Origin of the sequence: Methanothermobacter tenebrarum (genome assembly GCF_023167465.1) — an archaeon.
GTDB classification, from domain to species: domain Archaea; phylum Methanobacteriota; class Methanobacteria; order Methanobacteriales; family DSM-23052; genus Methanothermobacter_A; species Methanothermobacter_A tenebrarum.
In genome coordinates this window covers 1,406,969-1,419,109 of record NZ_AP025698.1, presented here as the reverse complement: position 1 = coordinate 1,419,109, position 12,141 = coordinate 1,406,969, and the positions used below count along the sequence as shown (strand labels likewise).

General features: G+C 44.0%; 8 protein-coding genes. 5 read left to right on the top strand and 3 right to left on the bottom strand.

Annotated elements, in window-relative coordinates; genetic code table 11:
• The first annotated feature begins 28 nt into the window (after positions 1-28).
• From ileS to MTTB_RS07910, 5 genes are all read left to right on the top strand, one after another.
• A complete protein-coding gene (ileS, locus tag MTTB_RS07930) occupies positions 29-3,145 on the top strand; it encodes an isoleucine--tRNA ligase (protein ID WP_248564459.1) in 3,117 nt (1,038 codons plus the stop codon).
• Positions 3,146-3,157: 12 nt separating this feature from the next.
• Positions 3,158-5,299: a phosphoribosylformylglycinamidine synthase subunit PurL gene (gene purL, locus MTTB_RS07925; protein ID WP_248564458.1), complete on the top strand. Its 2,142-nt coding sequence runs from the start codon at positions 3,158-3,160 to the stop codon at positions 5,297-5,299.
• Between the two features lie 233 nt (positions 5,300-5,532).
• Entirely contained in the window at positions 5,533-6,096 is a 564-nt protein-coding gene (locus tag MTTB_RS07920) for a diacylglycerol/polyprenol kinase family protein (protein WP_248564457.1), read from the top strand.
• A 113-nt stretch (positions 6,097-6,209) separates the two neighbouring features.
• The gene (locus MTTB_RS07915; RefSeq protein WP_248565319.1) at positions 6,210-7,865 is read left to right on the top strand and encodes a DUF128 domain-containing protein; all 1,656 of its coding nucleotides are present in this window, start codon (positions 6,210-6,212) and stop codon (positions 7,863-7,865) included.
• 23 nt (positions 7,866-7,888) lie between these two features.
• On the top strand, positions 7,889-8,179 hold the full coding sequence (locus tag MTTB_RS07910) for a DUF2097 domain-containing protein (RefSeq protein WP_248564456.1): 291 nt from the start codon (positions 7,889-7,891) through the stop codon (positions 8,177-8,179).
• 110 nt (positions 8,180-8,289) lie between these two features.
• Here the strand turns inward: MTTB_RS07910 and MTTB_RS07905 are convergent, their stop codons facing one another.
• Genes MTTB_RS07905 through fwdA form a run of 3 tightly spaced genes read right to left on the bottom strand, consistent with a single transcriptional unit; the run spans position 8,290 to position 12,135 of the window.
• Complete coding sequence (locus MTTB_RS07905; protein WP_248564455.1) at positions 8,290-9,588, bottom strand: formylmethanofuran dehydrogenase subunit B; 1,299 nt, start codon at positions 9,586-9,588, stop codon at positions 8,290-8,292.
• Between the two features lie 25 nt (positions 9,589-9,613).
• Positions 9,614-10,426 carry a tungsten-dependent formylmethanofuran dehydrogenase subunit FwdC gene (gene fwdC, locus MTTB_RS07900; protein WP_248564454.1) on the bottom strand — a complete coding sequence of 271 codons (813 nt, stop codon included), beginning with the start codon at positions 10,424-10,426 and terminating at the stop codon, positions 9,614-9,616.
• A complete protein-coding gene (gene fwdA, locus MTTB_RS07895; protein ID WP_248564453.1) occupies positions 10,423-12,135 on the bottom strand; it encodes a tungsten-dependent formylmethanofuran dehydrogenase subunit FwdA in 1,713 nt (570 codons plus the stop codon). The genes fwdC and fwdA overlap by 4 nt, the downstream gene beginning before the upstream one ends.
• Positions 12,136-12,141: the final 6 nt, after the last annotated feature.

The following is a 12,141-nucleotide window of genomic DNA, read 5'->3' as shown; positions in this document are numbered from 1 at the left end:
TCACACCCTCTAAGATGGGAGAGTTATTATGCCAATCCAGGAGGCTGAAAGAACATACCAACCACACCGTATCGAAGAGAAGGTCCAGGACTTCTGGGAAGAAAGGGATATCTACGAGCGGATTAAAAGACTCAGAAAGGATAAACCAAGATATTCATTCCTAGACGGTCCACCTTATTGTAGCGGTCGGATACACCTCGGGACAGCATGGAATAAGATTATAAAGGACACCTACTTGAGATTCAAGAGCATGAAGGGGTTCCATGTTAGAAGACAAGCCGGTTGGGATGCTCACGGCCTCCCAATCGAACATAAGGTAGAGGGGCTACTGGGCATAAAAAGTAAGAAAGAGATAGAAAAAATAGGAATAGAAAAATTCGTGGAAAAGTGCAGAGAATTCGCCATTAAGAACAAGGAGGTAATGACGGGACAATTTAAGAGACTGGGAGTTTGGATGGATTGGGAGAAACCTTACATCACTTTCGATCCCAATTATATGGAATCCTGTTGGTGGACCCTAAAACAGGCACATAAAAAGAACCTCCTCATAAATGATCTTAGGGTTATAACATGGTGCCCCCGCTGTGAAACAGCCCTGGCACTGGCCGAGATAGACTACCATGAAAAGGAAGACCCTTCAGTATACGTGAAATTCCCACTAGAAGAAGAGGATCACTTCATCCTAGTATGGACAACAACACCATGGACCCTCCCAGCCAACATGGCGGTAACTGTACACCCCGACTTTGATTATATTTATGCGAAAACTGGTAAAGAGACATACCTTTTGGCAGAGTCCCTGGCAGATGCCATACTAGGAGATTATAAGATAATAAAGAAGGTTAAGGGGAGTGAACTTGAAGGGTTAAAATATGAACATCCCCTCAAGGAGGAAGTACCATACCACAAGAACATTAAACATCATATAATAGTAGGTGAACATGTAACCCTCACGGAGGGGACAGGATGCGTGCACACAGCCCCGGGCCACGGACCGGAGGACTTTGAAATAGGTAAAAAGTATGGTCTGCCAATATTCTGTCCAGTGGACGAGGCTGGGAAATTCAAGAAAGAAGCGGGCAAATACGAGGGCCAATTTGTGAAGGATGCCGATCCATATATTATCCAAGACCTCAAATCAAAGGGTCTGCTCTTCAAATCCGGGACCATCAGACACCGTTACGGGTTCTGTTGGAGGTGCAAGACGCCAATAATATACCTTGCAACCCAACAATGGTTCCTGAAGATCACAGAAATAAAAGATAAAATGTTAGATGAGATCGAAAAGGTTGAATGGATCCCAAGTTGGGCTGGTGAGAGCAGATTCCGCAACTGGATCGAAAACGCGAAGGACTGGACAATATCAAGGCAAAGATACTGGGGGATACCATTACCCATCTGGATATGTGAAAAATGTGGTAGGATCAAGGTTATAGGGTCCATCCAGGAACTTAAGGAAAACATGATCCAGGGAGAACTCAAAGGCGACTTCATACACAGACCCTACGTGGATAACATAATCCTAGAGTGTGAATGCGGTTCACAGATGAAGAGGACACCCGATGTATTAGATGTCTGGATCGACTCTGGAGTTGCTGGTTGGGCGTCACTCTACTACCCAAAGGAAAAAAGATTATTCAACAGATGGTTCCCCTATGATTTCATAACAGAAGGACACGACCAGACAAGAGGCTGGTTTTATTCACAGCTTGGCTGCGGAGTCATAGCACTGGACCAGGTACCATACCAGAAGGTTCTCATGCACGGGTTCACCCTCGATGAAGAAGGGAGGAAAATGAGCAAATCCCTGGGGAACGTTGTCGAACCCGAAGAGGTCATAGAAAAATATGGTGTTGACGTCCTCAGATTTTACCTCCTCTGGGCCAATAAACCATGGGAGGATCTTAAATTTGTATGGGAAGAACTCAAAAATATTAATAAAATGTTCAACATCCTCTGGAACGTGTATGTTTTCGCAACAACCTATATGGTCCTAGATGATTTCAACCCCTATGAACATGATGAATTTAAATTCAGGCCAGAAGATCAGTGGATATTATCAAGGATAAACTCAGTAGCCGAGAAGGTGACAAGAGCACTTGAAAAGCTCCTATTCCATAAGGCCACGCGGGAGTTGCACGATTTTATAGTGGAGGATCTTAGCAGATGGTATGTTAGGCTTATACGTAGCAGGACATGGATCGAAAAGGACGACCCGGACAAGATCGCAGCATATTATACCCTCTACAATGTCCTTAGAACTCTAATAATTATAATGTCACCTATAACACCCCATTTGACGGAGGACATTTACCAGAATCTCGTAAGGGGCGCTGACCCTAACGTCCCAGAGAGTATACACATGCTTGACTGGGAATACGATCCAGGACTCATAGATGAGGATCTTGAAGAGAAAATGGATATTGTAAGGGATGTTATCGAAGCATGTGCACGTGCAAGGGACAAGGCAAAGTACAAGCTCAGATGGCCGGTTAGGAATATAACAGTAGTATCCGAGGACAAAAGGATACTTGAGGCTGTGGAATCACTTAAAGAAGTTGTTATGGAACAGGCGAACACCAAAGGATTAGATGTGACTGTAGAGTTTGAAAGGATGAAAATACACGCCAAACCCAACCCAAAGAGCCTAGGACCGCGCCTCAGGGGTGACATGCCCCTAGCGATGAAAAAACTCCAAGAAGAGGACGGATATAATATAAAATCCATCCTAGAAAGTGAAGGAGTATACACATTAACTATTAAGGGCAAGGAGGTGCAATTGGGCGAGGAAGATATCATATTCGAAACAGAATTGCCAGAGGATATAGTAACAGCAAAATTCGATGGTGGAAGCGTCTTCGTAGATACAAAAGTGACCCATGAAATATTAAGCGAGGCCATGGCAAGGGAGCTCATCCGCCGGATTCAAGATATGCGAAAAGACCTAGACCTTGATGTTGAAGCACACATTAAAGTCGATGTTAACTGTAGCAAAAAATTCAAAGACCTTGTAGAACCCCACAGGGAGTTCATTAAAAACGAAGTGAGGGCGAAGACACTATCATTCCAAGGGGAAAAGATAGGATACACAAAGGATTGGAATATATCAGATGAGAAGCTCACAATATCCATCTCCAAATTATAAATTGGTGTTAAAATGGTTTTAACCGATGAAGAACTCGAATTCATAAAAAGAGAACTTGGGAGGGAACCCAACCCCCTCGAATATGGGATGCTCGACGTCATGTTCTCAGAACACTGCTCATATAAAAGCAGCCGCCCCATACTCCGATTATTCCCCACAGAAGGCAAGAAGGTCATAATAGGACCGGGAGACGATGCAGGAGTTGTAGAAGTAACACCAGAATTGGCACTGGCAGTTGGAATAGAAAGCCACAATCACCCATCAGCTATAGAACCATACAGTGGCGCTGGCACGGGGATAGGCGGTATACTACGCGACATACTCTCAATGGGGGCCATGCCCATAGCCCTATTAGACTCCTTGCACTTCGGATACCCTGAAGACCAAAAATCAAGATACCTTTTCGAGAACGTTGTAAAGGGGATATCAGATTATGGGAATAGGGTGGGAGTCCCCACGGTAGCTGGTGAAGTCGAATTCGACGAAAACTTCAAGTTCAACCCCCTAGTAAATGTCATGTGCGTCGGCCTCGTGAAAAAAGATAAGATAAAAAGGGCCACAGCACCCAACCCTGGGGAGGTATTCTTGCTAATGGGTGGTAGAACAGGCAGGGATGGGATACACGGGGTTACATTCGCATCAGAGGAACTAACAAGCTCATCAGAGATAGAGGACAGGCCAGCAGTCCAAATAGGGGATCCTTTCACAAAGAAGATGGTATTAGAGGCCAGTCTTGAAATAATGGATAAAGTGGAAGTTTCAGGGGTCAAAGACCTTGGTGGGGGTGGGCTCACCTGTTGCATATCAGAGATTGTTGCAAAATGTGATAACGGTGCAATAGTAGAACTAGAAAAGATACCCCTACGCGAGGAGGGAATGACACCCTATGAGATAATGTTGTCAGAATCCCAGGAAAGAATGCTTTTCGTGATAAGACGAGAGGACATAGAAAAGGCCATGAGGATATGTGAAAAATATGAGCTCCCAGCAGCCATAATAGGCGAAGTCACAGACGACAAGAGGATGAAGGTAGTAAAGGATGGTAGAGTAATCGCGGATCTACCAGCCAAACTCCTCGCAGACCCCCCAGTTATCATAAGAGAGGCTAAGAGGCCAACACACCCCAGGGAGACTATAAGAGTAGAACATCCACCAGTTAAAGAGGCGCTTCTGAAGGTTTTGTCTTCACCCAATATTGCAAGCAAGGAATGGGTTTATCGGCAATACGATCATGAAGTTCAAATCAGGACCGTGGTAAAACCTGGAGACGATGCAGCGGTTTTAAGAATTGATGGGGAAAATGGGATAGCACTCACAGTGGACTCTAATAGTATACATACAAGACTCGACCCCTATCATGGTGGTGCAGGTTCAGTGGCAGAGGCCATAAGAAATGTGGTTTCAATGGGTGCCTGGCCATTGTGCATAGTAGATTGTCTCAATTTCGGGAATCCTGAAAAGCCCACTGTATTCTGGGAATTCAAAGAATGTGTTAAGGGGATGGCGAAGACCGCCCGGACATTTAAAACCCCTGTTATAAGTGGTAATGTAAGTTTTTACAATGAGACGGAAGGGGTCACAGTTAACCCTTCACCAGTGGTTGGGGTTATAGGATCGCTGAAATTAGATAATATAAAGACAATGGATTTTAAAGGGGAGAATGAGAAGATTATAGTCGCCGGTTACACAAGAGGAGAACTGGGAGGATCTGAATATTATAAGAGTGTGCACGGGCTCGTGACAGGAGACCCGCCACGTGTAAAATTCGAGGATGAACTAAAAGCTGCAGAATCCATCCATAACATCATAGACGAGTTTGGTGATGGTGTCACGGCAGTACATGACTGTTCTAGGGGTGGATTGGGAGTGGCATTAGCAGAGATGAGCATAAAATCGGGTCTAGGAGCCAAAATCGATACTAATAGGATCCCAAACAATTGCAAAAACGAACATCAACTCCTATTTTCAGAATCACATGGCCGATATATTATAACAGTAAAGGAAGAAATAGCCGGTGATATAATAGCAAATATAAAAGTACCATCTTCAGTTATAGGCACCGTCAGCGGTGAAAGTCTCCAAATAGATGACCTAAAAATCCCAGTAGATAAACTCCAGGAGACATATCATGGAGTGATAGAAAAATACATGTAAATTCCCTCAAGGGTTTATTTTATTCGGTGGGAAGACCCCCAGGAGGGGATGAGAACCTTAGACTCACATTTGTGAAAGTGTTCCTTGGGGGTGCTCCCTATGCGAAAAGGTTTGAATGCTCCTCTAATAGCTTAAAATATGGGAATGGATGCTCCCATTAGCAAATGGGGAGAGAAGCATGAAATTCTATTTAAACGCCGGAAGCTCCACCCTTTAGAGAGAGGTAGTTCAGTTTGAAATATAAACGAGAAATCCTAAGGCAACTTATACATGCTACTGGTATAATATTCGTGATAATACAACCTTGGGTTGGAGTGCGAAACCTCATTTTATTAGGCATCCTAGCAGCATTTATAGGTGAGATCATCCGCCAATACGACCTCAGACGCCCCATACCCTTATTTTCATGGTTACTGAGAACCTGTCGCAGAGATACTGCTGAAAGAGGATTCATATATTATTTTATAGGCTTGGCCATAACCTACACACTCTTTGGGTCGAATATTCCAATTGCAAACGCGGCTATACTCATTCTAACAATTGGTGATGCTGCATCCACCATCGTCGGTAAACTCTATGGGAAACATCCGCTACCATACAAGCCCAATAAGACATTTGAAGGTTCCATCGCGTTCATAATCATAGGATTCATGGGAGCATTAACACAAGTTAACCCTATCATAGCCTTCATAGGGGCATTCACGGGATCGTTAATAGAAGCATACACTCCAATAGAAGATAATATCACCATACCCATAATGGCCGGGCTTGGCATGTACATTTCATCCATCCTCTAAAAAAGAACCTCTTCCAAATCGGAAAAATATATAAAAGCTGGTGAAATAAAACATTTAATTGAATTTTATTCTTTTTCGTGGTGTCGAGTGTGGCTGGGGAAACTGACAAGAAAATGATGGAAATTTTAAGGATATTATCCGAACATGAAGAGATCCTCGGAGCGAAGGCGATAGCCAGAGAACTTAAAAAGAAAGGCTATGATCTAGGTGAAAGGGCAGTCAGATATCACATGCGCATACTCGACGAAAAAGGATTCACCAAACGCATAGGATACTCTGGCCGGAAAATAACAAAAAAGGGGCTAAAGGAGATAGAAAAGGGCCTAGTCTATGATCAAGTCGATTTTATATTCTCAAAATTCGAAGAAATGATACATCAGACAAGCTTCAACCCTATAACTGGTAAGGGGAAGGTTGTGATAAACACTTCCATGACCCCCCAAGAGGCTCTCCCCATTATCAAAAAGGCCTTCAAAGAAGGTTTATGTGTAAGTCCATATGCAAGATTGGAGAAAATAGATGAGAACTACAAGATAATGACAGTATGTGGGACCACAATTGATGGTTTACTCCTCAAGGAGGGCATACCCATAATCCCAACCTTCGCGGGATTGGTTGAAATAGAAGATCATACACCAAGAAGGTTCACAGAACTTATAGCATATAAAAAGACTTCGATGATGCCACTTGAAGCCTTCACAGCAGGGGAGATGACATCAGTCCTCGATGTGATAGAATATGGGGAAGGTAGAATACCTGCTAATTTCCGCCTCATCCCAGAAACAGGCCGCGAAAAGGCCCTAAGATTATTGGATAAACTCCAAAGGATGAAGATTGGAGGGGTTATTAAAGTAGGCGAAGCTGGGGAGAACCTACTAGGCATACCCGTGGATGATGGGATGGTTGGAATAGCGATCATAGGGGGTATAACACCCATCTGCGCAGCCCAAGAGGCGGGCTATGATATTAATATTAAAATGGCTGAAAGCCTATTAGAATTTAACAAACTAGATTTGATCACGCACCCCAGAAGACTGTTAAAAGAACCGAAAACGCCCAGTAGGGAAAAGGTCGGAATCCTCTTGACCAAGGCATGGAATCTCATACAACAAGTAGATTTCGACCCTGATACGATAACTGGGAAGGTCATAGCTAACATTTCAATTTTAAAAAGAGAAGATCTTGACAGGGCCCTTGAGATCATCCAAGAAGTGTGCGAAGAAAAACCAGAATATTCAACATCACCCTATTTTAGGATAATAGAATTAGAAGATGGTAAGGTGGGTATAGCTAGTGTATGTAGCTTAACAGTTGATGGTGTTCTCATAAACCAGGGTATCATGTCAACTCCAACTTATAGTGGATTACTCGAGATAAAAGATGATATGCGAAGGTTCGTTGAACTTACAGCCTATAATGGATCATCAGTCGAACCCCATGAGATATACATTTCAAAGGGGATGACAAGTGTATATGATTCCCTCACAGGATCTGGGAGGATAATGGCAAGTTTAAGGGAGATACCATACATTGCAAGGGAAGAAGCCCTAGAAGTGATAGAGAAGCTTAGGGGATCCGGCCTTACCATCCTAAAGGTTGGGAGAACAAATGAGATCCTGTACAATGCCAAGGTTGGAAGATACAAGGTGGGTATCGTCACACCAGGCGGGTTAAACCCCCTTGCAGCGGTCAAAGAAAATGGGATAGAGGTTAAGGTCAAGGCTGTTGAATCACTCATGGAGATAAGTAACTTTTTTATCATCAAATAAAATAATATAGAAAGGTGATATACATGGAAGCTGAAAAAAGATGTGCCACATGCGAGGAACTCTGCCGTTACATTAAAGAGGAAGTAAAACCAGGAGATATTGTAAGATTGTCCCTTGGCAGAGTATATATCCCAGGGAAGGTTATAACAAACAATAATGGTATCATACAAGTAAAGATTGACAGTGAAATGATAAAAGGACTTACAACAATCGACGTTGAAAAACTCAAAGATTATCTCATAGAACTAGAACATGAATGTGAAGGTAGCGTGTGCATAATAGAGGCAGTTGATGAAGAGGAGGGCCAAGAATGAGTCAAACATTCCAAATAATCTCTGTAATACTGGTGGGTTTTGTTATTGTATCAGTATTATGCCATATGCTCAACAGGCACCCCACATAAAAAAAGAATATAAAGGGAGTCTTACTTGGATGCTTTGATCTCCCTCACCTTTTCTAGGATTTTCTCCACTATTTCCTTATCAGGTAATAGGTCTGTTTCAACGACTTTTCTCATCCTTATAGGCACGCCCTCCATCCTATAGGCGGTCCCCTCTACTTCAAGACCAACAATAGCTGGTGGGATTATAATATCGGCTAATTCGGTTGTTGGCGTCCTGTGAGGTTCAATAGCTATCACTGGGATCTCGGCCATGTACTCAACAGCCTTCTGTGGGAAATGGGCACCTGGATCAGATGCTATGACCATTAATGCGTCTGCTTCTCTGTTCTGGAGAAGATCGTTTGCACCAGTCTCTCCGGGGTTGTATCTTGGTTCGCCAGCTGAAAAGTCGACACAGTAGGGGAATCCGCTCTCCCAGGAGGCTACCTGGTTGAATCCTGTAACATTATAATGGCCTCTCATTGGTATTAGGTTGAATTTACCGAAGTCGTTCAAGTCTTCGGTTAGCATAATGGCAGTGTCAATGTTTCTGTGTTTTCCTCTGCTCTGGGTTAGGCCCATACCCCAGAATAGTATCCCAAATTGGGCGTTTTTCATGATTTCAACTGCTTCTTCGATGGTTTCTCTTGGGATTCCTGCTACTTCGTCGTATAATATTTCATGTCCGAGTAGGTATGCTCTCATTGCGTCGATGAGTTCATAGTCTCTGTCAAATTCTACTTGTAAGTGGATGTCTGCGAGTTTTGCGGTGTCTGTTTCCCTAGGATCTACTACTATGACGGTCCTGTCGGGTCTTCCACGGTCCCTGAAGAATCCTCTGGAGAACACGTGACGTGATATGTGCCTTGGGTGGGCGTGCATTGGGTTGCATCCCCAATAGACTACAACGTCTGCCCTGTTTTTAACCTCCCCTAACGTGCATGTTGGGTATCCTACGTCTTGTAGTGCGAGGACTGAGGGTCCATGGCATACTGATGCTGTGTTGTCGATGACTGCTCCTGTTTCCTCTGCCAGTTCCATGCCCACAGCATGTGCTTCACATTCGGTGGAGCTCCAACCATATAATAGGGGCCTTTTGGCTTCTGCTAAGATCTCGGCAGTTTTTTCTATTGCCTCGTCATAGGTTACTTCGACAAGTTCCCCGTTTTTTCTTATGAGTGGTTTTGTGTAGCGTGTTGCACCCTCTGTATGTACGAATTTATTGTGAGCAATCCTGCAAGCGTTTATTGTGCCCACTATTTTACCGTTTTCTACTTTACATATGATGTCGTCACATAGGGTCCCGCAGAAGGGGCAGACAACATTTTTAACATATTCCATTATGATTACCTCCCTTTTTTGGAGTTTATGGGACTATATGACTGTTACCTCTAACAGCCACGTATACTGTCCCTTTCGCGCCTTTAATAGCATGATCTCCTAGGAACTTGTAGAAAGCTCCGGGTATTGTTTGTCCATCTACTTCAATGTCTTTTTCAACGCCTAGGTATTCGAATCCTGGGAGGAATTCGTTGACTATACCTTTTACTACTATTGTTCCTCCAGCCATTTCGGCGCCGACCCTTGCAATAGCGTCTCCTTCGACTATGATAAGTCCGTTGTTCATGTGTATTCCTGTCATTATGTTCACGTCGCCTTTGATGATGATTTTGCCACCGTTCATGTATTCTCCGATCTCGTTGCCAGCGTTTCCATGGACTATTATGGTACCGCCTTGCATACCTCTCCAGTCTCCACGGTAGGAGGATCCTACATAGTCTCCTGCATCTCCTAGGATTTCTAGTTCGCCGCCTATCATGGTTTGTCCTGCCCATGCTCCGGCGTTTCCTTCAACTGTTATTTTACCGCCTTTCATCTCAGCGCCGACGTACATGTTGACATCACCTTTGATGAGGATTTCACCAGCGCTCATCCCTTCTCCTATTCTTTTTGTCCTGTCAACGTCTCCATCAATGATTATTTTGAGCTCTGCAGGATTCTCAGATGTTTCACCAGTTACTTCGAAGAAGTCTGATAATTTAACAGGGATGTTCCCGTGGAGTATTTCGATGTTTTTGATCTCTTGGATAGTTTTACCGGCGAATATGTCAGGTTTTATGTTGGAGGCTTCTAGTGGCACCTCTGGCTGATCTAAGGGTGTTAATATTATCTCGCTCATAATATCACCCCTTTAACTGGAGCAGACTTTGGCAGATATGCATCCTGTACAGGATAATTCTCGAGGTTTACGGAATAGTATTGTTTGAATTTTCTTTCAACATCGGCTAGGACTTCTTTGTATATGTCTTCTTCTACTTGTGTGTCAACCCAGTATGTTCTTCCATGTTCTCTTGTCTTGACAACGTTACCATCCTTTACTATTATTTGCCCGTCTTTTAGGACGTAGCTTGCATTTTCGAATGCCTTTTCAATTGCCATGTAATCGTTGGATGGGTCTGTTGTCTCTGGGTTGATATCATATATTGCTATGTCAGCATCTGCACCTGGGGCGAGGTGTCCTTTAACGTCACTTAGTCCAAGTGCCTTTGCTGGTGTGGCCCTTGAAACTTGGGCTATTTCATAGAATGTGTATTCTCTGTCAATGGTGGCTATACTGCTTCTTCTCTGGACCCAACTGTGTAGTTTTTCTTCTATGTATTCCATCCTGTATTTGTTACTCATTAACCAGGCCATGATCCTTGGGTATCTGGTGAATGGACCGGCGTTTGGATGGTCTGTCGTGAGACAAACTTTGTTGGCATCTTTGATTAGTAGGAATAGTTCTAGGCCTATCCCCCATTGGACTGAGGGGACTGGGGCTTTTGGCACGTACAAGAATGGGACCACTCCTGCGCCGGTTTCGAGTTCTACGTCACAGTTGGCCCATTTGAGGCCATTTAGTGAGTGTAGGTCGTATTCCATCGGACCGTCTGCTGTCATTGTTGTTGTCTCATCTAGTGTTACTTGTCCAACGTCTATGATTAGGTGGTCATGTTTGTTGACATAATCTGCGATTGGTGGGGCTCCTGATTCGAAGTCTCTCCATGTTGTCCCGGCGTAACTGTGGAATTGTACGTGTGTAGCATATAAGACCGTGTCTCTGCTTCCTACTGCTGGGTTGGGTTTTATGCCCTTTGGCACTTCAAAGGATGCGAGTGTTGTCTCGTAGTTGCCTGGGTGTCCGAGGTCGTTACAGTGTAGGTGTATTGAATGTGGCATTCTTAGTTTTTCATTGACTTCTGCGAGGCCCTTTATGATCTCTGCTGGGGTGATGTCAAAGTATGGTACGGGTTCGTGTATGCCGTGGACGTTCCCACCCCATCCCCATGCTTCTGTACCTGCAGGGTTCACGAGTTTGATGGTGTAGCCCTTTGTGGCTTTTAGGAGCCATGATGCGTATGCTGCGCATTTGTCGATGTCTCCTTCTTTAAGGTATTCCATTACGAACCAGTTGTTACCGAATAATGTGTAGGCTGAATGGTCTATTAGGGGTGTGTCATGGAATTCTTCGTGTGTGTGTCTTGCGAGTAATGGTGGCATTGCGGCTTCCATTGCAGTGGTGTAGCCCATCTTGGCATAATTGTATCCTGCCATGAAGGTTGAGGGGACTGAGAATCCGCTGCCGGCTCTTCCACCTTTAAATTTTGCAGCGGCTTTTTTGCTGTCTTCTGGCCTGTATGTTCTTCCTATGTTGACTTTTGGGCCTGCTATGTGTGCGTGTGGGTCCACTCCACCTGGCATTACTATTTTGCCTGAGGCGTCGATAACCTTTGCATCGTCGCTGACGCTTTCAACGATTTTACCGTCTTTGACGCATATGTCCATCTTTTCCCCGTCAATGCCGCTTTGGGGGCAGTAAACAAATCCGTTTTTTATTATAAGCTCCATTTTAAT

Bases quoted from the DNA above. Each gene is read 5' to 3' on its own strand.
- ileS (WP_248564459.1), top strand. From the start codon at position 29: ATGCCAATCCAGGAGGCTGAAAGAACATACCAACCACACCGTATCGAA.
- purL (WP_248564458.1), top strand. From the start codon at position 3,158: ATGGTTTTAACCGATGAAGAACTCGAATTCATAAAAAGAGAACTTGGG.
- MTTB_RS07915 (WP_248565319.1), top strand. From the start codon at position 6,210: ATGATGGAAATTTTAAGGATATTATCCGAACATGAAGAGATCCTCGGA.
- MTTB_RS07910 (WP_248564456.1), top strand. From the start codon at position 7,889: ATGGAAGCTGAAAAAAGATGTGCCACATGCGAGGAACTCTGCCGTTAC.
- MTTB_RS07905 (WP_248564455.1), bottom strand. From the start codon at position 9,588: ATGGAATATGTTAAAAATGTTGTCTGCCCCTTCTGCGGGACCCTATGT.
- fwdC (WP_248564454.1), bottom strand. From the start codon at position 10,426: ATGAGCGAGATAATATTAACACCCTTAGATCAGCCAGAGGTGCCACTA.
- fwdA (WP_248564453.1), bottom strand. From the start codon at position 12,135: ATGGAGCTTATAATAAAAAACGGATTTGTTTACTGCCCCCAAAGCGGC.